27 protein-coding genes and 1 riboswitch are annotated in these 23,747 nt (G+C 27.9%); of the genes, 12 read left to right on the forward strand and 15 right to left on the reverse strand.

Going from position 1 to position 23,747, the window contains the following annotated elements:
• Positions 1-6: 6 nt before the first annotated feature.
• Positions 7-540 carry a folate family ECF transporter S component gene (locus M6G78_RS07400; protein WP_138268811.1) on the reverse strand — a complete coding sequence of 178 codons (534 nt, stop codon included), beginning with the start codon at positions 538-540 and terminating at the stop codon, positions 7-9.
• A gap of 65 nt (positions 541-605) precedes the next feature.
• Positions 606-700, reverse strand: a riboswitch (THF riboswitch).
• 134 nt (positions 701-834) lie between these two features.
• Here M6G78_RS07400 and M6G78_RS07405 point away from each other — a divergent pair.
• Positions 835-2,118 carry a hypothetical protein gene (locus M6G78_RS07405; RefSeq protein WP_253230031.1) on the forward strand — a complete coding sequence of 428 codons (1,284 nt, stop codon included), beginning with the start codon at positions 835-837 and terminating at the stop codon, positions 2,116-2,118.
• 76 nt (positions 2,119-2,194) lie between these two features.
• Positions 2,195-2,431 (forward strand): helix-turn-helix transcriptional regulator, encoded by a 237-nt coding sequence (locus tag M6G78_RS07410; RefSeq protein ID WP_138268813.1) that lies wholly within the window; start codon positions 2,195-2,197, stop codon positions 2,429-2,431.
• Positions 2,432-2,451: 20 nt separating this feature from the next.
• Here M6G78_RS07410 and M6G78_RS07415 read toward each other — a convergent pair whose 3' ends face one another.
• From M6G78_RS07415 to M6G78_RS07450, 8 genes are all read right to left on the reverse strand, one after another.
• Complete coding sequence (locus tag M6G78_RS07415; RefSeq protein WP_253230032.1) at positions 2,452-4,488, reverse strand: hypothetical protein; 2,037 nt, start codon at positions 4,486-4,488, stop codon at positions 2,452-2,454.
• An 11-nt stretch (positions 4,489-4,499) separates the two neighbouring features.
• Positions 4,500-5,201, reverse strand: coding sequence for a hypothetical protein (locus M6G78_RS07420; RefSeq protein ID WP_138269757.1), 702 nt, complete (start codon positions 5,199-5,201; stop codon positions 4,500-4,502).
• A gap of 96 nt (positions 5,202-5,297) precedes the next feature.
• Entirely contained in the window at positions 5,298-6,623 is a 1,326-nt protein-coding gene (locus tag M6G78_RS07425) for an E3 binding domain-containing protein (protein ID WP_253230033.1), read from the reverse strand.
• A gap of 19 nt (positions 6,624-6,642) precedes the next feature.
• On the reverse strand, positions 6,643-7,623 hold the full coding sequence (locus tag M6G78_RS07430; RefSeq protein WP_253230034.1) for an alpha-ketoacid dehydrogenase subunit beta: 981 nt from the start codon (positions 7,621-7,623) through the stop codon (positions 6,643-6,645).
• Positions 7,623-9,488, reverse strand: a complete 1,866-nt coding sequence (locus tag M6G78_RS07435) for a thiamine pyrophosphate-dependent dehydrogenase E1 component subunit alpha (protein WP_253230035.1) — start codon at positions 9,486-9,488, stop codon at positions 7,623-7,625. Before M6G78_RS07435 ends, M6G78_RS07430 begins: the two co-directional genes overlap by 1 nt.
• A gap of 9 nt (positions 9,489-9,497) precedes the next feature.
• The gene (gene ispD / locus M6G78_RS07440; RefSeq protein ID WP_138269611.1) at positions 9,498-10,196 is read right to left on the reverse strand and encodes a 2-C-methyl-D-erythritol 4-phosphate cytidylyltransferase; all 699 of its coding nucleotides are present in this window, start codon (positions 10,194-10,196) and stop codon (positions 9,498-9,500) included.
• A 34-nt stretch (positions 10,197-10,230) separates the two neighbouring features.
• Positions 10,231-10,905, reverse strand: a complete 675-nt coding sequence (gene radC / locus M6G78_RS07445) for a DNA repair protein RadC (RefSeq protein ID WP_253230036.1) — start codon at positions 10,903-10,905, stop codon at positions 10,231-10,233.
• A gap of 3 nt (positions 10,906-10,908) precedes the next feature.
• Entirely contained in the window at positions 10,909-11,463 is a 555-nt protein-coding gene (locus M6G78_RS07450) for a nucleoside triphosphate pyrophosphatase (protein WP_253230037.1), read from the reverse strand.
• A 236-nt stretch (positions 11,464-11,699) separates the two neighbouring features.
• Here M6G78_RS07450 and dtd point away from each other — a divergent pair, with 236 nt between their 5' ends.
• Genes dtd through hemZ form a run of 4 tightly spaced genes read left to right on the forward strand, consistent with a single transcriptional unit; the run spans position 11,700 to position 14,669 of the window.
• Complete coding sequence (dtd, locus tag M6G78_RS07455) at positions 11,700-12,149, forward strand: D-aminoacyl-tRNA deacylase (RefSeq protein ID WP_253230038.1); 450 nt, start codon at positions 11,700-11,702, stop codon at positions 12,147-12,149.
• 5 nt (positions 12,150-12,154) lie between these two features.
• Positions 12,155-12,682 (forward strand): hypothetical protein, encoded by a 528-nt coding sequence (locus M6G78_RS07460; protein ID WP_138269607.1) that lies wholly within the window; start codon positions 12,155-12,157, stop codon positions 12,680-12,682.
• Position 12,683: 1 nt separating this feature from the next.
• Positions 12,684-13,310 (forward strand): MBL fold metallo-hydrolase, encoded by a 627-nt coding sequence (locus tag M6G78_RS07465; RefSeq protein ID WP_253230039.1) that lies wholly within the window; start codon positions 12,684-12,686, stop codon positions 13,308-13,310.
• Positions 13,311-14,669: a coproporphyrinogen dehydrogenase HemZ gene (gene hemZ, locus M6G78_RS07470; protein ID WP_253230040.1), complete on the forward strand. Its 1,359-nt coding sequence runs from the start codon at positions 13,311-13,313 to the stop codon at positions 14,667-14,669. It begins immediately after the preceding gene.
• A 22-nt stretch (positions 14,670-14,691) separates the two neighbouring features.
• Here hemZ and M6G78_RS07475 read toward each other — a convergent pair whose 3' ends face one another.
• From M6G78_RS07475 to recJ, 3 genes are read right to left on the reverse strand one after another with little or no spacing between them, the layout of a single operon-like run.
• Entirely contained in the window at positions 14,692-15,300 is a 609-nt protein-coding gene (locus M6G78_RS07475) for a hypothetical protein (RefSeq protein ID WP_138269604.1), read from the reverse strand.
• Positions 15,301-15,316: 16 nt separating this feature from the next.
• The gene (locus M6G78_RS07480; RefSeq protein WP_138269603.1) at positions 15,317-15,832 is read right to left on the reverse strand and encodes an adenine phosphoribosyltransferase; all 516 of its coding nucleotides are present in this window, start codon (positions 15,830-15,832) and stop codon (positions 15,317-15,319) included.
• Positions 15,832-18,222, reverse strand: a complete 2,391-nt coding sequence (gene recJ / locus M6G78_RS07485) for a single-stranded-DNA-specific exonuclease RecJ (protein WP_253230041.1) — start codon at positions 18,220-18,222, stop codon at positions 15,832-15,834. The genes M6G78_RS07480 and recJ overlap by 1 nt, the downstream gene beginning before the upstream one ends.
• A 118-nt stretch (positions 18,223-18,340) precedes the next feature.
• On the opposite strand from recJ, the gene M6G78_RS07490 reads away from it, so the two are divergent.
• Entirely contained in the window at positions 18,341-18,715 is a 375-nt protein-coding gene (locus M6G78_RS07490) for a TIGR04086 family membrane protein (protein WP_138269686.1), read from the forward strand.
• Positions 18,716-18,907: 192 nt separating this feature from the next.
• Here M6G78_RS07490 and M6G78_RS07495 read toward each other — a convergent pair whose 3' ends face one another.
• From M6G78_RS07495 to M6G78_RS07505, 3 genes are read right to left on the reverse strand one after another with little or no spacing between them, the layout of a single operon-like run.
• The gene (locus tag M6G78_RS07495) at positions 18,908-19,459 is read right to left on the reverse strand and encodes a hypothetical protein (RefSeq protein WP_138269685.1); all 552 of its coding nucleotides are present in this window, start codon (positions 19,457-19,459) and stop codon (positions 18,908-18,910) included.
• Between the two features lie 37 nt (positions 19,460-19,496).
• A complete protein-coding gene (locus M6G78_RS07500) occupies positions 19,497-19,697 on the reverse strand; it encodes a hypothetical protein (RefSeq protein ID WP_138269684.1) in 201 nt (66 codons plus the stop codon).
• Positions 19,698-19,746: 49 nt separating this feature from the next.
• Positions 19,747-19,899, reverse strand: coding sequence for a hypothetical protein (locus M6G78_RS07505; RefSeq protein ID WP_171020677.1), 153 nt, complete (start codon positions 19,897-19,899; stop codon positions 19,747-19,749).
• A gap of 134 nt (positions 19,900-20,033) precedes the next feature.
• Here M6G78_RS07505 and M6G78_RS07510 point away from each other — a divergent pair, with 134 nt between their 5' ends.
• From M6G78_RS07510 to M6G78_RS07530, 5 genes are all read left to right on the forward strand, one after another.
• Positions 20,034-20,348, forward strand: coding sequence for a hypothetical protein (locus M6G78_RS07510; protein WP_138269683.1), 315 nt, complete (start codon positions 20,034-20,036; stop codon positions 20,346-20,348).
• Positions 20,349-20,353: 5 nt separating this feature from the next.
• Positions 20,354-20,608 carry a hypothetical protein gene (locus tag M6G78_RS07515; RefSeq protein ID WP_138269682.1) on the forward strand — a complete coding sequence of 85 codons (255 nt, stop codon included), beginning with the start codon at positions 20,354-20,356 and terminating at the stop codon, positions 20,606-20,608.
• Between the two features lie 256 nt (positions 20,609-20,864).
• Positions 20,865-22,301 carry a proline--tRNA ligase gene (gene proS / locus M6G78_RS07520; RefSeq protein WP_138269681.1) on the forward strand — a complete coding sequence of 479 codons (1,437 nt, stop codon included), beginning with the start codon at positions 20,865-20,867 and terminating at the stop codon, positions 22,299-22,301.
• Positions 22,302-22,313: 12 nt separating this feature from the next.
• Entirely contained in the window at positions 22,314-23,537 is a 1,224-nt protein-coding gene (gene tyrS / locus M6G78_RS07525) for a tyrosine--tRNA ligase (RefSeq protein ID WP_253230042.1), read from the forward strand.
• 99 nt (positions 23,538-23,636) lie between these two features.
• Positions 23,637-23,747: GTP-binding protein (locus M6G78_RS07530; RefSeq protein WP_253230043.1), on the forward strand; the 111-nt coding region annotated here is incomplete at its 3' end.

The following is a 23,747-nucleotide window of genomic DNA, read 5'->3' on the forward strand; positions in this document are numbered from 1 at the left end:
TTCTCCTTAAATCTTAATTTTATTTTTGGTGTTTTTGTATAAAAAATACAAAATAGTACTATCAAGAAATATCATAATAACAGCTTTTAAAATTCTTTGCGGAATCATTGCAATTGTTGCATAACCGTAAAGCTGAACAAGAAATACAGTGTTTAAAATCATTGAACACATTACTTCACAAAAAAACATAATAAGCAAAAAGTGAAAATAATTCATTTCAATGTTTCGTTTTTTCAGCCACATTGCAATAAGTCCCGGAATAACTCCATACATTGCACTTGTAAGAGTAAATCCCAAATGAAAAGCTCCACCATCAGGCTTTAAAACAAATTGTATAAAATCTGATAAAAAACCAATGGCAAATCCATAAAATGGACCTAAAACAATACCAGAAAAAATAGTGGGAACAGTTGTAAAACCGATTCTGAAATTTTGAGTAACAGAAATTTCAAACATCTTAAGAACCATCCCCATTGCAATAAACAATCCTGCATAAGCCAATTTTCTTGTACTTACCAAACTAGAGCTTGCTCTATTCATACTTTTACCTCCTAAGTATTACTAGACAAAGCTCCGCTATGAAACATATTTAATTAATGTTTTTTTACAGCGGACGCGACAAGACACCGCAACCAATAAGGTTTTCGTTTAAAGGCAACTTCCCATCCTTTAACACTTAACGCATCTTATCTACTCTGTATATATTTTTACATAACGATTATATCATAAAAAACTTTATATTCTGCTATTTTATAAAAAATATATTAAATAAATTGATATTTAAATATAAAAATAGTAGAATGGAGTAAAAACAATCGGGGTGATATACTTTTTATGGAAATAACTTTTGATAATAAGACATTAAACGGAAAAGTATCGGCAAAACCTGTCTTTGAAGATTTAAAAAGATATTTGATATGTTCTTTGTTTTCAAATGATACAAGCACTATAAAGAATGTATTATTGGATAAACAAACAAAAAATTTACTTAATATTTTAAGCAAACTTGGTGCAACCATAATTGTAGACGAATATGAAGGAAAAAGAAAAACTCTTAAAATAAAAGGTTCTTATCCTTTTGATGTAAATATAAATCAGCTCGATCTTAGAAATAATATAGATTTATTAAAAACAATAGCTCCGATACTTCTTGTTTCCAAAAAGAAATTTAACATTAAATATCAAAATATTTTAATTTCAAACCCGATAAATTCTTTTTATAGCTTTTTCTTCAAAAGAGGATTTACAAAAATTCAAAAGGAAAAAAGAGAATATCCTATAAAAATTAAAACAAGCATAGATAAATCTGTATTTTTTATAAGAGCAGATGTTGAAAAAGAATACCTTTCAACGATGCTTTCAATTATCCCAAAAGCTTACAATAATGCAAAAATCATTATTCATTCAGGAGAATTAAAAGACAAAGAATATATTCTAAAAACAATAAAAATACTTGAAAGCTTTAATATTAAAATTAAAAATCATAATTTTAAAGAATTTGATATTATAAATACTAAATATCAACCATGTGATGTTACAATAGAAAATGACTTTACGTCTGCCAGTGTTTGGATAACAGCAAGCGCTCTTGGACATAAAATAATGGTTAAAAATCTAAATTTAAAAAGTGAACAAAAAAACAAAAAGATTTTAGATATTTTAAAGATAATAGGTTTCAATATTCTCGTAAATAAACATGGAGATATTATAGCAAAACCAAATAAAATAAATGCTTTTAATATAGATATAACAAAAGTGCCTGATTTACTTCCGTACCTTTCAGTTATTGCCAGTGTTGCCGATGGAACAAGTAAATTAAGACATGCAGATGAAATATATATCAATAATACTCCAATAGCAGAAGAAATGTCACGAGTAATAAATGAAATAGGCGGTGACAGCTTTGTTTTCGGAGGAGATCTTATAATAAGAGGCAGAGAAATATTGAAAGGTGGAGAAATAAAAGAACCTGTTGCCCACGAAATTGTTTTTTCACTTTGTGCCATTTCAAGACAATGCCAAAATCCTATTAAAGTAACTCTTCCAAATTCAAAACCACGATATTATAAAGAATTTTACCGTGATTATAACAGACTTGGAGGGAAAAGATATCTATAAAGCCATAAAATTTATAGCTTTTTTTGTATGTTTTTATTATATTAACAAAAACTAATATAAAAAAAGAGGATACAAAATGGATATTTCAAAACTAATATATAACAGAATAGTACAATTACTAAAAAATAAGAATATGACAATAAATAAATTTGCAAAAAAGCACAATCTACCTGCAACTACAATATACAGCATAGGTCATGGGAAATCAAAATCACCATCAATAATAAACATTGTAAAAATATGTAATGCACTTAATATAAGCTTATATGATTTTTTTAATACAGAAGAATTTAAGTCAAAAGAATACAAATAAAACTACCTTTTATGGTAGTTTTATATTGTAATATTCTCAAATTCTTTTTTTATTTCTTCTTCACTCATTTCATCAAGAGATGTTGAAGCAATTTCTTCTTTGACAGATTGTTCATTATAAGTTTTTATATTTTTTTCTTGCTTTTCTATTTCAAGTTTTAATTCATCTATCTCTTTATTTATATCTTTATGTCCGCTTCTTTTTTCAATATCACTTAACTCTTTATTAACAGCCTTTTCCAATGCTTCAATTTTACTGTAAGTTTGCTCAACTTGCTTTATTATTTTTTGTAGGTCGCTATTTTTACTTGAACTTTCTGTTTTTTCTTTTTTTACATATTCATTTAATTTTTCTTTTTCTTCTTTTTGTATATTTGATTTTATATCATTATTTTCTTCAATATAAGATATTTCTTCACTATCAAGCAACTCATCATTTTCTTCATATATTTCAGAAGAACTATCTTCATTGTTCTTAGTATTTATGATATTATCATCAACTTGAAAACTGTTTATTTCATCAATAATATTTTCCAAATCTCCTGTATGCATCATATCTTCTTTACTATGTTCATTTTCATCATACATAGGAATATCAAATTCATTCTCTTCTATTGTTTCTTGTTTTAAAGGGATAACTTTTTTTAATACTTTTTCTTCACCTTTCTCACTCAAAACAACAATGCTATCTACTTTATTTTGTAATTTTTCGTTTACAATAGGAGATTTATCATCAATATGACCAAATATCTCATTTTCTTTATAATACTCTTCTATTTTTTCATCTTTATGGAATCTTACAGAAAGCTTATGTAAATTATAGTATTGCCTTAAACCAAAATCATAAACAATACAAAAACCAATAAGTTCTAATGTTTCAACAAAATTATAATTCTTGCCTATTGATATTTTATCTGTAATAACAAGAAGTATATTTTTTAATATATCAAAAGCTATATATAAAAGGATAAATAATAAAAATTCTTTTATGCTTATAACCTTTAAAAACGCCAAAACAAGAGAGAATATTATTATCGGAAGTTCCAAAATAGGATTTAAAACCGACGATAAAAATTCATAAAATTTACTAAGCCCCATAAATGAATTTATTGCATTTTGGTTTTTTGCATTAATATAAGTTGAATACATTTCATTAAATAAATAAGGCTTAAAATCTTCTTCTTGTTTAAATGCAAGAGCTTCATAGTCTATATTATATCTATCGCCAAACTTCTTAGTCAAACGATTCTTTAAGTCGTTATTTGGATTTATACAATTATCAGAAAATCCTCCAACATCTTTAACTTTGTTTTTATTATATAAAGTAAAGTTATTACCGCTTTCAAAACCACTGCAAAATTCTTCATTAAAAGTCTTTAGAAATAATTTATTCTTTATGCTCTTTATAATAACACTTCCAAGTAAAAAGTTATGTGTTTTTATACCTTTGAAACTTAGATTTTCTTCAGAAGCATAAACTCTGCTTTTTATTATTCCCATAGAAAATAGATTGTCGTCAAAAAGCATAAATTCCCTTGCAAGTTTACTTAAAGAGGTTCTTTCTATATCAATATTTTCTTCCAAAAACATAAATAAATCACTGTTTATATTATCTATAACAGCATTTATATTATTCCATTTACTGCTTTTTTCCTTAATTAAAAGGTTAATTTTCCCATTAGAGTAAATAGATATTATCTCTTCTTTATTTATATTGTAAATAAAAGATTTATTTTCTTTTTGAAGTTTAAATGTTGATATAATTTTTTTTGATAAGAAAATATTATTACTTGAAACAACGATAAAAATATCATAATTTTCATAATCAAGTTTTGTTAAATTATTTATTTTTAAAATAAATTCATTAATATTTTTTTCTTCATTTAATATTAATGTTATTTTTTTCCCTTCTTTTTCAACTTCTAAATATTTTTTCTTATTTTTCATTAAATTGTTAAATACCATAATAGACGGAACAATAGCACTAAATAATGAAACCATTCCATACATTATCGTATAAACAATAAAAATAATAAAAATAACATATAATATACTCATAATTACTCCCGTTATGCCAAATATTCTTTTACAATATACTTAAGTCTGATATTTTCACTTTCTTCTCTTAATTTAACAAGTACACTGCGTAACATTTTTTTATCCTTAAATTTATCCAAAGCATCATATATTTCCATTTGAGTAAAATCAGAAAGTCTTTCACAAGCAACAACGAATGCTTTTGTAAAACTTGCAATATTTCCCCTATTGGCTATTGCATTCATTGCTTGAAGTCTGATTTTCTTTGAAGAAGAATGAAGGCATTTTAGTAGAAACTCATCCACTTTTTTATTTTCTCTCCAAAAAGAATTAGTTTTCACAATAAATACTTCCAAATCTTTTGAATAAGAATATTCAAAAGAAATGTCTTCACTTGTTACTATACAAGAATTTATTTCCTCTATAAATTTTTGTAAAATTTTATCGTTTATATTTTCTTCAATAAGTTCTTTTACAGCAAAATAATATTTTTCTTTAATCCTATTGTCTTTTTGAAGAATATTTTTTAATTCGTCAATATCTTCAACTTTTGGATATTGACCTACTTTCAAGTCTTTAGAAATTTTATTTAAAAGTAAATTAAATTTTTTTAATTTTAAATTATAAAAAAACATTTTTATTTTTGTAAATAACATTCTAAAAACGAAATATAATATTACAATTAAAAATATTGATAATAAAGCACAAAGTACAATTAATTCAAATTTATCCATACTTCCTCCTTAGATTCATTTAAGTATATCATATATTAAGTAAATTTACAAAAATACAATAAATTTGAAATAAAAAAAGACACTAAAAAGTGTCTTTTATACAAGCATTAAACTTGGATTATTAATAACCGATTTAATTGTTGATAAAACATTTGCACATTGTATGCTACTCATTAAATCTTCACAAGCATTGATATATACTTTTACATAATCTTCTTTGATTAAAACTGTTATATCAACCTTTTGTTCAAAAGCTTTTGGATAATAATAGTCAATATTTAACGGAGTTATGTCTGTAATAATATAATCAATATCTTCTCCATCTTCAATATCTACCATATTTTTATCCATTTGGCTTACAGTAAGTTCATTTACACCTTCAATTTTCTTTTCTGTAAGTTCATTATTATGGAATTTACAAATTTTTATTTTTCCTGTAAAAGAATCTATTTTTACTTTATCAAGAGAAAATACGATAGATTTTACTATTGTATTAAAAACTTTTCTTTCACTTAAATCAGAGTAAGAAGCTAACATTTCTTTTACTAAATTCAAATGTGCTTTTATTCCCATACTTACAGAATTATGTGTATGAGTTTCAATTACAACTTGATTTTGTTTTGTATCTTCTTCTTCAACATCTACAGGTTCTTTATTAATTACAACAGAACTGCTTGTGTCATCATTTAATGTTATTATTACTCTTCTTCCAAAACTTTCATTTATTTCTCTTTCAGTATCAGGATAATCATCAGGATCTTCTTCAAAAGGAACAACAACTTGATGAACTACATTATTTTCAACAGGAACAACAGGAATTTCTTTACCTTCCTCATCAAATTCTTTAGAAACAACTTCTTCAATTATTGGAGAATACTGAGCTTGTTCGTCTCTGTTCATCTTTTCAATACTATCGCTTTTTTCTTCTCTTTCTTCTCTTGTTTCTTCAGGTGTTGTATATTCACTTGTTATAGTATTTGAATTTTGATCGTAATTTACAATTATATCTTTTGGAGCTTCTCCCTCATCATCATAAATATCATTTTGATGTTTTATCATAAATTGAATTATATCAGAATCTGCATTGTCTATTTCTTTTGAAGGTTTTTGTGTATTTGTATTTGTATATATAGCGTTCGATTCTTCATCAAAGTTATCTATATCTTCTTCACTATTTATCATATTTATTCTTTGTTCCAAAATCTTAAACTCATCATCTTCATTCATTTTTTTTACAAAAACATCATCAGATATTTCATTATCAACTTTCTTTTTATCTCTTAAATATTTTTCAATATCACTAGCTTCAATACGTCCGTTTTCGCCGCTTCCTTCGATATCTGATAAATCAATTCCCAAAGCTTTAGCTAACTTTCTTGTTGCGGGACTTGCTTTTTGTTTTGAATTTCCTAAGTTTGTCATATGTATACCCCTTTCTGAATTAGTATTCAACCAATTGCATTATTTTTTCTAATAATTTTCCTGAACTTGGGAGAATTTCTTTTGCTTTCTGTGGATTAAAAGGAAGGAATTTATCATCACTGCACATTCTTACTATTGGAGCTTCTAAATAATCAAAAGCTTCTCCTTCTGCAAGAGTTGCTGCAATTTCACTTCCAACAGAACAGCTCTTATAACTTTCAGATATAATAATCACCCTACCGGTCTTTTTAACAGATTTTATAATTGTATCAAAATCGATAGGTTTTATTGTTCTTAAGTCAATCACTTCAACTTTTACATTACTCATATACGCAACGTCACTTGCTTTCATTGCTTCCTTTACCATACTGCCGTAAGTAATAACTGTTATATCTGTTCCTTCTCTTGTAATATTAGCTTTACCCAAAGGAATTTTTTCTTCTTTGGTTTCGCTTATTTCACCTTTTGTATCATATAGATTTTTATTTTCAAAAAATATTACAGGTTCGTGTTCCATAAAAGCACTTCTAAGCATTCCAATAGCATCTTTTGGATTTGAAGGATAAAGAACTTTTATTCCAGGAAAATATGAAAGAACAGACTCAATAGATTCATTATCTTGTATACCCGTATAACCGCTATAACCAATAGGACATCTTATAAGAAGACTTCCCGGTATATTAGTTCCCATTGCAGGAAGTTTTGATGCATAATTTACGATTGGATCAAGAGATCTAAGTAAAAATTTACATCCCGGAACTTCTGTTATTACATTAAATCCATTTAAACTAAGTCCAACACTTGAACCTATATAAGCATTTTCACTTACCGGAACTTCTATAATTCTTTCTTCCGGAATTTGAACATCAAATCCCTTACTAACTTTGTATTCTCCCCCAAAAACACCAATATCCTGAGATACAAAAACACTATTTCTGTTTGTTCTTAATTCGTAAAGAAGAGTATTTTTTATAGCTTGTTTAAAAGTTAATTCTATCATTATTTATCCTCCCCAAAGAAATCAAATTCAGAGTCATCATCTGTATCTATTTTAAGCATGTTATGAAGTTTGGAGATATTATTTGAACTGTCTCCGTCACTTATATCTATTATGTTATCATCACTATTATCAGGCATACTAAAAGGTTTGGATGGAATTTCTTCTTTTTGATTTATACTGTCATTTACTCTTCTCATGTATTCATTGATTATTTCATCGTCAACATTATATTCAAGCAAAGCTTTTTCCTCATCAAAAGGTTCTTCTTGTTTATTTTCTATTACCTCTTCATTATAATTGCTTTCATGTTGCGTTCTAAGGCTTTCATAATCTTCACTATCATCATAAGAAGAATTTACATATTGGATATCCTCATCTTCATATCCATCTACAATATTATAAAGTTCATCATCTTGTCCTGCACTGTTTTCATCTTGATATTTTTTTTCTTCTTCGTCTATTTCTTTAAATATATTATCAAGAACAGTTTCGGCGTCAGCAATATATTTTTTCTCTTCTTCTGTTACAATATCTTCCTCTTCGTATTTTGCATTTTTCTCAGCTTTTTTCTTTAAGCTGTCTCTAAAATCAACATCTGCAAAACCATCAGTATTTGATATTAAAGTATGAGTATGTCCATTTTTTAATATATCTTCAACCTTAATTTCTTCTTTAGGAGAATCATCTCTTTCAGGGAAAATATTTTTAAGCTGTCTTATTTCTTCAAACACTTTATCATTTGCTCTTATTTCTTCTTCATCACCAAATAACTCTTCATCATCAAATTGAATTGAAGATTTAAGTTTTGGTTCTTCTATCATAACAGACGTATCGGCTTGTTTTAAAAATTCCTTTTGTTCTAGTAAAGCTTTTAGTTCCTCTTCAATTTGAGTTTTCTTTGATATTTTTTCTTCTTCTTTTTCTTTTATTTCTTCTTTTTTAATTTCTTTTTCGCTTAATATTTTATTTATGATACTATCCATTTCATTGGAAATGCTGTCTTTCATCATTTGAAGATCATCGTCAACGCCTACCATATTGTTAAGCATATAATTACTTAACTGCTTTATAGGACATTTTTCAAACCAAGCTCTAAGTTCTTTTGAACTTCTGTATAAAGCTTTATCTGCCAAATGGTGACCACTGAAGCGATAAGTTTTAGCTTCGAGGATAATAGGTCCTTTCCCTCCTCTTACATAACTTGCCGCTGTAAGCATTGCTTCATACATATCAAGAACATTATTTCCGTCAACAATAATTCCCGGAATTGAAAAACTACTGCCACGAGATGCAATATCTTTTACTGTTGATGTTTTTGCAAAACTTTGTCCTTTTGCATAAGCATTATTTTCAACAAGATAAATAATAGGAAGTTTGAACATTGAAGCCATATTTACACTTTCAGAAAATACACCTTCATTTACTGCGCCATCTCCTATAAAAGATACTACAATATTATTTGTATGGTGTATTTTTTCTCCCATTGCAACACCAGTTGCAACAGAAACATTTCCTGCAGGAAGAGCAGAAGCTCCATAAATATCAGACTCTGTATCTGCAAAATATCCGGGACCTGCTATACCATCAGTATATCCTCCGTCAACTCCCATTATCTCTCTAAACATTTTTTCTATATCCATTTCAAGACATATTGAAGCAGCAAAGTTTCTGTGAGAAGTAAAAACTTTATCTTTTCCGTTTATTGCTGCCATAGCTCCTGCGCTTACGGCTTCTTGCCCTATGGATAAATATAAATTCGTATGTATTTTTCCTTGTTCATATAAATCGGCAAGTTTTTCTTCAAAAACTCTAACCTTTAACATCTTATAAAATAACTCAACAATTTTTTGGTTGTTTATATTCATCTTTACCCCCTATTTTCTGCTGGATAAAATCTCTTGAGCATAGATTAAATCTTCCGGTGTTGTTATTTTTATATTATTATAAGAACCTTTGATTATCTTTACTTTCAAGCCATATTGTTCTACCAAGTATGAATCATCAGTTCCCAGTATTCCTTTTTCTTCAGCATTTTCAAAAGCTGCTTTTAAAATATCAGCTTTAAAAACCTGTGGTGTTCTTATATTATAAAGTGTACTTCTTTCTACTGTTGCAGAAACAAAACCCTTTTCATCAGCTTGTTTTACCGTTTCTTTTACAGGTACCCCTAGTACACAGCCTCCAAATTTTTTTGCACCTAAAACAGTGTTAATTATTTCTTTGTTTGATATAAGAGGTCTTGCTCCATCATGTACAGAAATAATAGTACATTTTTTATCTACTTTTTTTACTGCATTGTATACAGAAGCTTGCCTTGTACTTCCTCCAACAACGATTTTATATGGTTTCTTTATTTTATATTCTTTTAAAACTGTATTTTTAAATAATTTTTCCTCATTTGCGGCAACAACAACAAGAATTTCATCAATATATGGACAATTATCAAAAGCCATTATTGTATGGGTAAGTATGGCTTTATTATCAAGTGAAATATATTGTTTATTGATACTTTTCCCCATTCTGGTTCCTCTGCCTGCTGCGGGAATAATTACACTTACAAAATCTTCGTTCATATCTTACTCCAACCTTAGAATAAATAATATATTATTATATCATATTTTCTTCCATAAAGGAAAAGTAATTATCTTTACCTATTATTACATGGTCTAAAACCTTTATTCCAAGAAGCTCTCCTGCCTCACAAAGCCTTTTTGTCAAAACTTTATCTTCATTTGATGGCATAGAATTCCCGCTTGGATGATTATGTACAAGTATAATAGAATTTGCATTCTTTTTTATTGCATTTTTAAATACTTCTCTTACATGAACCAAAGATGTATTTATCGTTCCCACAGAAATTAAAATACTATCTATAATCATATTCTTTGTATTAAGAAGAATTACCTTAAAATGTTCTTCGTTTAAAAATGACATCTCATAACTTAACAAATCTAAAACATCTTGGGTACAAAAAATATATTTGGCTTTTTCTTTTTTTAAATAAGTTCTTGCGCCCATTTCAATGGAACATAAAAGAGTTGTTGCTTTTAAATCTGTCATCCCAGGATTATCTTTAATCAATTCTTCTTTGGTTATCCCCACTAAATCGCTTAAGGATCTACCGTATCTTCTTATTATATTTTTCGATAACTCAATCACACTTTTGGTTGAATCACCTTTCCTTATTAATAAAGATAAAAGCTGTTCATCACTTAAACTGACAACTCCTTCTCTATTCATTTTTTCTTCTATTTCATTAATAATATTTTTATCATCTTTCATATCTTAAAACTCTTTTAATATATCATAAAGTGTACTTATGCTTAGCCCAACAACATTAAAGTAATCACAGTTTATTTCTTTGATAAACTTGCTTGCAAGTCCTTGTACGGCATACCCTCCGGCTTTATCGTACGGTTCAGACGTATTTATGTATTCTTCTATTTCTTCATTTGTCATTGTTTTAAATGTAACAACTGTCTTTGTAAAAGTCTTTACAACTTTGTCTTTATTCATAACACAAAGACCGCTTATAACATAATGAGACTTACCTGAGAGTTTTTTTAACATATTTCTTGCATCATCTTTATCTTTTGGTTTTAAAAGTATTTCGTTATCTAAATAGACCACCGTATCCGCACCTATTACAATGCTGTCATTATGATTTTTAAATACGCTTAAAGCCTTTTGATATGCAACGTTTTTTATATTCTCTTCAATGGATAATAGTGAATCAAATTCTTCATCGCAATCAGAAACAATAACATCAAAAGGAAAGTTTAGCATACTTAAAATTTCTTTTCTTCTCGGTGATTTTGAAGCTAAAATAATGTTTTTCATAAAAATCCTCACTTGTGATAACTATACCAAAAAACAAGGCTTCTTTCAAGCATTATGCTTTTATTAAAGTGTGTTTAAACTATATGTTTTACAAAGATTTTATAGTATAATTCCTTAAAAGCGTAAAATAAAATTAAAATTAAATAAATTTTATTTTGTGGACTTTCATATTCTTAAATGGTATAATAACTCGTTGTTAAAATTTGAAGAATTTTATATCTTAGAGGTAAAAATTTATGAAAGCTGTTGTTCAAAGAGTAAAAAATTCAAAAGTAAGCGTTAATAACAAAGTTATTTCCGAAATTGGAATAGGTTTTAATGTTTTATTTTGTGCAGAAGAAAATGATACATTTGAAGATGCTGATTATTTAATAAAAAAAATATCAAATTTAAGGATATTTGAAGATAATCAAGGTAAAATGAATTTATCAATAAAAGAAGTAAACGGAAGTATGCTTGTTATATCTCAGTTTACTCTTGCCGCAAGCACAAGAAAAGGAAACAGACCAAGCTTTACAAAAGCAATGGAACCTAAAAAAGCAAATGAACTTTATGAATATTTTATGAATGGAATAAAAGAAGAAGGTATTGAAGTAAAAAAAGGCGAATTCGGGGAGGATATGCTTGTAGAAATAAATAACGACGGACCCGTTACCATTATATACGATACTAACAACAAGGAGTAACTATTATGGGTGAAGAAAGATTAGACGTTCATGAATTTTTACAAAACGATTTAATGATAGATAATATCTGTAAAACAAAAAGAATTCTTGGAGTATTTGAAGACGAGATATATTGTTATTTCAAGGGTGATATAGCCGATACAAAATCTGTTACTTATTTTATAGAAAAAATAAATAATACATTACCAATAAAAAAAGTAATAGTAAGCGAAATGACAGATGATGCAATTCAAACTTATTTGGTCGAATATTTTACAAAAAACAACATATCTTTTAAATTTGTTACAGATTACAGCGATGAAGATCAAGCTTATATGATTGTAATATGTGAAGAAGACATTCAAAGAGAACCTTTATTATACGAAACAGATATTCCTAAAGGATATCTTGAAAACTACGGAAAAACTCTTTGTAAAAAACATATGGCAATTTTACAAGAACTGGACCCTGATATGGTAAAATATTATAAAAAAGAAAGCTTTCTTACAAAAGGGAGCTGTATTCTATGTAAACTTGAAGAAAGGAAAAAATAAAATGGATATTAGAGCTTTTCAATTAGGCCCTGTAGGAACAAATTGTTATATTGTAACAAAAAATGATAAATCAATCATAATAGACCCCGGACATAACGATACAAGACTTATTGATTATATAAAAAAAGAGAACTTAAACATTGAAAAAATACTTTTAACACACGGGCATTTTGACCACATTGCAGGAGTTGATATGGTAAGAGAGGCAACGGGTGCCAAAGTATATATTCATGAAAATGACAGCGAAATGCTTTCTAACCCAAATAAAAACGGTTCAGCTCTTATGATGGGAATGAATATCACAATAAAAGATGCAGATGAATTTGTTTTTGACAAAGAAAAAATAGACTTTGAAGGAAGCACAATCGAAGTTATTTTTACTCCGGGACATTCTAAAGGCGGGGTTTGTTATAAAATAGATGACGAAAACGTAATTTTCTGTGGAGATACTTTATTCTACCGCTCAATCGGAAGAACAGATTTATATGGTGGAAGCATTACTGAACTTGAAAGTTCAATTAGAAATAAAATTTATACTCTTGATAAAAATTACACTCTTCTATCAGGACATGGAGAACCTACAACAATAGAAGACGAAAAGAAACTAAACGGATTTTTCAGAGCATAAATGAATATAACAACAGACAATAACATAAAAGAAATTCACGTTCGTGAAATATTACAAATGTTTTACCCTGAAGAGTATAAGAATATCTATATGAAATTATACTCAAAGGGTAGTTTTGTTTATTTAGAGTATAAAAACAATATCTATAAAGAAGAAATTAAAATATCTGAAAAAAATACCACCAAAAGACTCGTTTATAAAGTCTTAAAAGAAGAAACAAAAAAATCATTCCCTTACGGAGTTTTAACAGGAGTAAAACCCATTAACATTTTAAATATGTATAAAGACAAATTAAAGGAAGAAATAATACATATCCTAAAAAAATACTATTTTGTAAGGGAAGATAAAATAAAACTATTAATTAAAACAAAACAAACACAAAAAGAACTTATAAACGATGATTTGGCAAGTTTATATATCCATATTCCTTTCTGCCCTAAAAGATGCTCTTATTGTTCTTTCCCTTCAACAATATTAAAAGAAGAAAACAGCATTCTAACAGATTATACAAAATGCTTAATAGAAGAAATAAAATCCATAAGCAACATTTTAGATAAAACACAAACCAAACTAGATTCCATATATATAGGAGGAGGAACTCCCGGAATACTAAACGAATATAATCTTAAAATGTTAATGGAAAATATAAATAAATATATAAATACAGATATTGAATTTACTTTTGAACTTGGAAGAGCAGACCTCGTAAGAGAAGAAAAGCTAAAAATATTAAAAGAAAACAACGTAAAAAGAATTTGCCTAAACCCGCAGTCATTTAATGAAGATGTTTTAAATTTATGTAACAGAGGAATAAAAAAAGAAGAATTCTTTAAATCTTTTGAACTTATAAAAAAATACGACTTTATTACTAACTGTGATTTAATCATGGGATTAAACAAAGAAGATATTATATCCTTTTTTGATGAAGTAAAAACACTTGTAGATTTAAATGCAGACAATATAACAATACATACACTTGCACTTAAAAGAGCAAGCGAATTAAAACATATAAAATTTGAAAATGAAAATTTTTATTCTATTCAAAAGAAATGCTTTGATTTGCTTGAAGAAAATAAATATAATCCATACTATTTGTACAAACAAAAGCAAAGTTTATGTATGGGAGAAAATGTTGGATTTGCAAAAAAAGATAGAGAATGTATATACAACATAAAAACAATGAAAAATAAAAGTAGTGTAATTGCTCTTGGCGCCGGTGGGGCAGGAAAAGTATATGTAAAAAATGAAGATAAAACATATAGAGTTGATACAACAAAAGATACAAATATATATATAAAAGAAATATCAAAAATAATAAAAAGAAAAGAACATGAATATATTTCTTTATTAAAAAAATAAAACGCCTAAAAAGGCGTTTTTTTTATTCTACTACCACACTGGTATCGCTTAGCGAATTTGTTATAGTTACTTTTGCACCTTTTCTCAAGGTTACTTCAGCATTTGTTACGGCATCAAATTCAACAACTTTATCATTTATTGAAAGTCTTATTTTTCCCGTACCGCCTTTTTTGGCTTTTATATCTTTGTAAACCAAAGCTTCTAAACCAACCGTATTTGCAGAGAAAATAGCATCATGTTTAACCATTAAATCAACAGCATATTCAACAAGAGCAAAAATAACAAGTCCTGTAAAACCAAGCAGTACACTTATAACAAAACTTGGCTTCATTGTGATGTTATTTTTAAGTGTCTGCATTCCCATAAATCCAAATACAAGTAAGAAACCTGATATAGTAAAAATAGAAAAGTATCTTACAGTTAAAGATTTACTTAACTTATTAGAACTTAAGGTTAAAATTGAAGGGTTATTATTTTGAACTATATTTTCATCTAAATTCGGTTTACCCTTATTTATTTTTATTCTTCTTATTTTAAGTAAAGCAAAAATAATTATTCCAACCAAAGCCACATACACACAACATAGATATATTGAATTAAGAATCTGTGGCGACATCATAAAATAATCCATAAAACTCACTTCCTATTTAAAATTCATATTCAACCAATGTATGAACATCGTATGCTTTTAATTTATCTCTTGCATTTAAACCTGTAAGTTCCATTAATGCAACTATTGCAACAACTTCTCCCCCAAGCATTTCAACAGCTTTTGCACTCGCTTCTAAAGTTCCACCTGTTGCAATAAGGTCATCTATGATTACAACTTTATCACCTTTTTTTATAGCATCTTTGTGAATTTCGATTGTATCAGTGCCGTATTCAAGGTCATAAGTATAACTTAATGTTTCAGCAGGTAATTTACCAGGCTTTCTTACAGGAACAAAACCTGCACCTATTTTATAAGCTACAGCAGTTCCGAAAATAAAACCTCTTGATTCTGGTCCTACAATTAAATCTACATCACTTGGAATATAGTCACAAAGTCTGTCTATTGTTTCTTTTAAAGCATCTTTATCTTTTATAAGTGTTGTTATATCTTTAAAACTTATTCCTTCCTTTGGAAAATCTTCAATTACTCTAATTTTACTCTTTAAATCCATTAATATGTCCCCAATCTAAAATTTAATTTTTTCATTATATTAGTATTATTTATGTCTGATTTTTTTGTTATCTTATTAAACGACAGACTAAGTTTATCATTTTTAAGAGAATAATTCAATATATTCATTTCTTTCATTATATCAAGTGCAAGTCTTACTGTAAAATAATTTATTTCAACATCACTTTCATTTCTAATATTTTCCATAAACTCGTAAATATCATTTGTAGTATACATCAATATCTTAAATTTCTTATACAAATATAAGAAAAATTCTCTTGTAATTCTTACACTTTTTAAATTCCTTGATGTTTTCAAATATTTATATGAAGTATTTTCAAATACATCATTGTCAAAATCATTAAACTCGGGTCTATCAAGTATTATAACATCTTCACCTATATTTTCTATAGGTAAAACCAAAATATTAATCTTTCCCTCTATCTTATTTAATTTATTATAAGAAATATTATAATCATATTTTTTATACTTTAAAAATTTATTAAGTCTGATAAATGTATCTTTAGAATATACTACAAACACTTTATCTTTATATTCTTCGATAGCTGTTTCAAAAGGATACTCTAAAGCATTTTCACATGGATAAAAATATTCTTTTAATTTAAGATTATTTATAAAGTAATAATAATTAGCTTTGTCAAAATCCCTTAAATTAATATCGTGATAATCAATATCTTTAAGCTCAAACTGAAGTTTTTCTATTCCCTTATATGAATTTATAGATAAATTAAACACAATATCAAAGGTCTTTGTAAAATCATACTCGTTTACATAGTGTCCCATAGAAAAACCTATGGCATCATAATAATTCCCGTTATATAAAATACTTAATTTTAAGTGGTCAAAATTTTTACCTATTGCCCTTGCATGATTAATTACTACATTTCTAAGGCAAAGCACACTTCTTGAGTTACCGATTCCAAAAGGAGCAAACCTTTCAAGCTCCATAGCTGATGGAATATTCAAATTAGATGGTATTGCCGTTGTATCATAATATACTCTTTTATAAAATAGATTTTCTATTTTCTTTTCTTTTGCATAATTGTTAGATTTTTTTATAAGTATTTCAAGATTTTCATCTTTTATGCTAAATCCAGCAGCAGCAGAATGACCGCCAAATTTTATAAATAAATCCCTGCTTTCATTCAAACAATCAAATATATTAAAACCTGTTATACTTCTACATGAAGCTTTAATAACTCCCTCTTCTGATTTTGTCATAATCACAACAGGACGGTTATATTTTTCCTGTATTTTACTTGCAGCAACACCCATAACCCCTTCATTGAAATCTTCACCTAAAATAAATAAAATAAGGGAATTATTTAAAAGGTCGTTTTTTTCTATGTACTCTTCACTTTTAGCAAATATTTCCTCTTCGATATCTTTTCGTTCATTATTTAATTCACATAATTTAGAAGATAGTATATCTACTTCGTTGTCATCATCCGTTAAGAAAAGCTTGCAAGCAAGATTTGCATCAATAAGTCTGCCGGCAGCATTTATTCTCGGACCTATTTGAAAACTTACATTACCACAGTTTATATTATCTATATTCAAATCAGCTTTTTTTATTAAAGATACAAGCCCTTTATTTTTAGTATTTCTTAGTGCTTTTAATCCAAGAGATGCTATTATTCTATTTTCACTTGTTAAAGAAACTATATCGACTATTGTTCCAACCATTGCAAAAATAAGAATTTCACTTATATCATAATCAAGCTCAAAATATTTTTTTATTCCAAGAGCTATTTTAAAAGCAACCCCTGCCCCACATAATTCACTAAAAGGATAATTATCTGATTCAACTTTAGGGTTTATTATTCCATAAGCCTTTGGGAGTTCTTTTGGTGGAGTATGGTGGTCGGTAATAACAACATCAATACCTTCACTTTTTAAAATTTCAACTTCTTTAACAGACGTAATTCCGTTATCAGTTGTAATAACTAAATCAGGCTTAATTGAAATTATTTTTTCAATACTTTCGGTATTTAATCCATAACCGTTTGTAAACCTATTTGGTATAACTATTTGCACGTTAATTTTCATAAAAGTCAAAATTTTATAAAGTATTATGCTTGAAGTTACCCCATCACAGTCATAATCTGAAAATATAACAACACTCTCATTATTTAAAATTACTCTCTTTAATCTTTCCATGAATACTTTCATATCCTTAAACATAAAAGGATCATACAAGTCTTCAATTTTAGGATTTAGATAAGTTTCAACTTCTCCAAATGTAGTAAACCCCTTCATGTTAAGCAAGAGAGCACTCAAATAAGATATATCAAATTGTTCTTTTAAATTTTCTATAAAATCATAATTTATGTTTTCTGAACTTTTTTGTTTAAAAATTTTATATTCCAATTCTAAAACCCCTAAAAAAATATAAATAAATTTTAACATATAATAAACAAATATTGTAATGAATTAAAAAATAAAATAATAAATATTTAATATAAAATATACGAAAGGATTAAAAATCATGACAAAAAACAACAACATAAAAAAACTTCTAAATGGAGTAATGATAGGGTGTGTATTCTGCGTTATCAGTGTTTTTGTATTTTCTCTTTTTATGTATTTTTTTGATTTCCCCGTAAGTGTGGAATCAGGGGGACTTTATATTTTACTTAATTTGGGGCTGTTTATTTCAAGTCTTTACGCAGGAAAAAATGTATCAAAAAACGGTTATCTATACGGTATTTTAAACGGTATAATTTTCCTTTTTATTATGCTTGTTTTAAATATTTTTCTTAATCAAGGTAATTTTAACTTTTTTAATTTTCTTTTAAAAATACCTTTATTTATCCTTCTTTGTGCCGTAGGAGGAATATTCGGTGCAAATCTAAAAAAATAACAATTTTACGACAATATAATAATTTTTATCCATTTTCCCGATAATTTTAAATACTTCAAATTTAGCCTTTTTGCATGCAGTTTTACCGAAATTGCATGCAATATGTTAAAATTTGCATGCAGTTTTCAACAAAGTAAAGTAAAGAAAAGTATAGTAAAGTAAAATATAAAAAAGACATTGCAGGCAATGTCTTTAGGAAAGCAAATCAACAAGCTCCAAAATATTTTCAAAATCTTTATTTCCTTTAAAATCTTTTTCTTTATTATTGTGCTCAGCTAAAACATTAATTTTTTCATTTTCATTTTTATCAATATTTTCAGGAAGAAAAACACTTTTTAATTCTCCCATACTGCTAAGCAAAGGAAGCATATTTATCATTGATTCTATCTTATTAAAATCACTTCCAAGAGAATGCTTTAAACTTTCCATTAAAAATTTATTTGTTCCTTGTTTTCCCTCTTTTTTTATTCTTAAAGTTTTATTTTTTATATTTTGTGCATGAGAAAAGTAATTATCAACATATTTCAGCTTTTTTCGCACATTATGTATATTAAAATTATCTGTAAATAAATGCTTGTTTTTATGGTATTTATTTGTAGCTTGAATAGAACTGTCATTATCCCTGGAATTTTCAATTACATATTTTGCTTTTACGTAAGATGTATTGTTTCCACCCCCAAATGCAGAGTAAAGCAAAATTAAAACCAGAATTTCACCAAATGATATGTTTTTTGGGCTATCCATATTTAATCTCCTTTAAAAGGGGCCAAGGCCCCTTTTTTTAACACTCATCATCACAGAAAAGTAAAAATAATACTAAAATAATAAGAATTATGTTGTTTCCATCAAATATGCCTCTTAGGAAACCTCCCCCGCAGCCACAATCATTATTATTATCACCGCATAAAAATAGCATTGCAAGAATGATTAAAATTATTAAATTATCATCTTCACACAAACAATCCAAAAAATTACCTTTCAAAAGAAAGTACCTCCTTTATATTAATAGGATAAAGATATCTATCAGCTGATTATTCAGTAAATAAAACGATTAATAGTAAGAAGAAGAATAGTAATGAACAAGGGTCGTCGCCGAACATTTCACAGTCATTAAATAAAACTACCAAAAGTAAGAAAAACATTAATAAACATTCACAAGAACAATCATCTAAAAAATTACACATATAAATTACCTCCGAGTAATAGATTTTAATAGGTGCTTTTTTTAAGCTCCTAATTCATAGTACGCGGCTATATAAGATTGTGTGATGAAATAATTAAAGTTATTTCAAAATTAAAATTAAAGGAGGTTTAAAACTTGAAAGAAAAAGATGTTTCAAAGATGATAAATATGGCAAACAGCCTAAATATCAACGAAAGTTCTTTTGAAAAGTTAAAAGATGAAGCAAACAGAAAAGGAGTAATGGAAAAGGCAGAAAGACTTGAAGAAGAATACGCTCCGAAATTTAGACAGTTTTTAAAAGAAAACGGAGATTTATCGAATTTAAGCAACGAAGAAAAAGCAAGAGTAATTCTCGAATACAAGGAAAAACTACCAAAGAAAGAGCAGGAACAATTTGAAAAAGTTCTCTCTCTTTTAAAATCTTATGTAAAGAAAAACAAGTCAAGGTAGAAAAAATGAAAAGAAGAAAATTAAATAATGAGAATAATATTCAAAATGATGAGAATTTGAATTTATCAAACGTACATAATAAAAGACATAAAAAAAGAAAGAGGAACAGAAAAATGGAAAAGAAAAAAGTAATTGTAAATAATGACGATACTGTAAGAGAAGTCATAATAAAAAATAACAAAAATCATAATATAAAAAACGAAAAAGATAACGATAAAATATTAACAAAAGAACAATTTTTAAAAGGAGAGGATTATTAATCCTCTCCTTTTCCTTTTTGGTTAAATAACATATAAATAAGTAAAGACCAATATGCAAATATAATCAAACATATAAAAATATCAAATGTAAAATGTCTTATCATACATGCACTTCATTAATTTTAAAATATAAAACATTAAAAGAAGAAATAATGTTTATTTCATGGTTTTTAAAAGTAAATTATGGTGCATTTTATAAATACTTATGCTATAATATTTAATTGATTAAAATTATAAAATGTAGGAGAAAAAGAAAATGGGTAAGAAAAAGAAAGTAGAAGCTATAACCCCAATGGGTGAAGATTTCGCTCGTTGGTACACAGATGTAATAACTAAAACGGAAATGGTAGACTATGCCCCCGTAAAGGGATTTATGGTTATTCGTCCTTATGGTTATGCACTATGGGAAAACATTCAACAAGCTTTTGATAAAAGATTTAAAGAAACAGGACATCAAAATATGTATTTCCCGTTACTTATCCCGGAAAGCTTTTTAAATAAAGAAAAAGAACACGTTGAAGGATTCGCACCTGAAGTTGCATGGGTAACACACGGAGGAGAAAACGAATTAGCAGAAAGATTATGCGTTAGACCTACAAGTGAAACAATTATATGTAGTATGTATGCAAAATGGTTAAAATCTTATAGACAACTTCCTTTCCTATATAACCAATGGGCAAACGTTGTAAGATGGGAAAAAACAACAAGACCATTCCTTAGAACAAGCGAATTCTTATGGCAAGAAGGTCATACAGTTCACGCAACTTTTGAAGAAGCACAAGAAGAAACTTTAAAAATGATTGATATTTACAGAGAAATCTGTGAAGATTACCTTGCAATGCCTGTTGTTGTAGGTCAAAAATCTGAAAAAGAAAAATTTGCCGGTGCTCATGCTACATACACAATCGAAGCATTAATGCATGACGGACAAGCTCTTCAAAGCGGAACAAGCCACAACCTTGGAGATCACTTTGCTAAAGCTTTCGAGATTAAGTTTTTAAATAAAGAAGAAAAAGAACAATACGCATACTCAACATCTTGGGGAGTATCAACAAGATTAATCGGTGGAATAATAATGGTTCATGGTGATGATTACGGATTAGTACTTCCACCAAAAATTGCACCAACACAAGTTGTTATCATTCCTATTGCACAACATAAAGAAGGCGTACTTGATAAAGCAAACGAATTAAAAGAAAGATTGAAAGATTATAGAGTAACACTTGATGATAATGACTCATATTCACCTGGTTGGAAATTCAATCAATGGGAAATGAAAGGTGTTCCTGTAAGAATTGAAATCGGACCTAAAGATATTGAAAACGGTGAGTGTGTAATTGCAAGAAGAGATACTTCAGAAAAAATATCTGTTTCTCTTGATGAAGTAGAAACAAAAGTAAAAGAACTTCTTGAAGAAATACAACAAAATCTATTTAACAAAGCTTTAAAACACAGAGAAGAACATACAAAAGTTGCAAAAGATATGGACGAATTCAAAAAAGTTCAAAGTGAATCTCTTGGTTTTGTAAAAGCTATGTGGTGTGGATGCAGAGAATGTGAAGATAAAATCAAAGAAGAAACAGGCGCAACACTAAGATGTGTACCTTTCAAACAAGAAGATATCGGAAGTGATAAATGCGTATGCTGTGGTAAAAAAGCAGATAAACTTGCGTACTTTGCAAGAGCATATTAAGGAGAAAAGAAAATGACTTTATACGAAGAACTGGTTGAAAGAGGTTTAATAGCCCAAGTAACCGATGAAGAAGAAATAAAAGAACTTATTAATAACGGAAAAGCCACTTTTTATATAGGATTTGACCCAACAGCAGATAGTCTTCATGTAGGACACTTCATGGCTCTTTGCCTAATGAAAAGACTTCAAATGGCAGGAAACAAACCTATCGCTCTTGTAGGAGGCGGTACTGGTATGATTGGCGACCCATCAGGAAGAACTGATTTAAGACAAATGATGAGCGTTGAAACAATAAATGAAAACTGCGAAAAATTCAAACAACAAATGAGCAGATTTATTGATTTTTCTGACGGTAAAGCATTAATGGTAAATAATGCTGATTGGTTAAGAGACTTAAACTATATAAATTTCATAAGAGATATAGGTTCTCATTTCAGCGTTAACAGAATGTTATCATTTGAATGTTATAAACAAAGAATGGAAAGAGGCTTAAGCTTCCTTGAATTTAACTACATGATAATGCAAAGCTATGATTTTTACAGACTATACAAAGATTATGGCTGTAATATGCAATTTGGCGGAGACGACCAATGGAGCAACATGCTTGGCGGAACCGAACTTATCAGAAGAAAACTTGGCAAAGATGCTTATGCAATGACAATTACTCTTCTTCTAAACTCAGAAGGAAAGAAAATGGGTAAAACAGCATCAGGTGCTGTATGGTTAGATAAAAACAAAACATCTCCATTTGATTTTTATCAGTACTGGAGAAACGTTGCGGACGAAGATGTTATCAAATGCTTAAAAATGCTTACATTCCTTCCTCTTGAACAAATCAAAGAAATGGAAAAATGGCAAGGAAGCGAACTTAATAAAGCTAAAGAGATATTAGCATATGAATTAACAGAACTTGTTCATGGTAAAGAAGAAGCCGACAAGGCAAAAGAAGCTGCAACTGCACTTTTCAAAGGAGGCGTAAGCAGTGAAAACATGCCTTCAACAGATATTACAAAAGATGAATTAAGTGAAGAACCTACCCTACTTGACATAATGTTAAAAGCAAAATTAATCCCTTCAAAAAGCGAAGGAAGAAGACTTATTAAACAAGGTGGAGTCAGCGTAAATGATGAAAAAGTAACAGACGTAAACAAAGCCATAACAATGGAAGATTTTAACAATAACGAAATGATAATAAAGAAGGGTAAAAAGGTATATCATAAAATAAATATTGTATAATAAACGTTGACATAAATAACAATATTTAGTATTATTGACTTGATGTAAATAAGCTATTTTAAACAATTAATAATTAAATTTTTAAGGAGAAAGATAAAAATGGCAAGAGAAAAATACGAAAGAACTAAACCACATGTAAATATTGGTACAATCGGTCACGTAGACCACGGAAAAACAACATTAACAGCAGCAATCACAAAAGTACTACAT

The organism is Anaerofustis sp. NSJ-163 (assembly GCF_024135845.1).
Lineage (GTDB): Bacteria > Bacillota > Clostridia > Eubacteriales > Anaerofustaceae > Anaerofustis > Anaerofustis butyriciformans.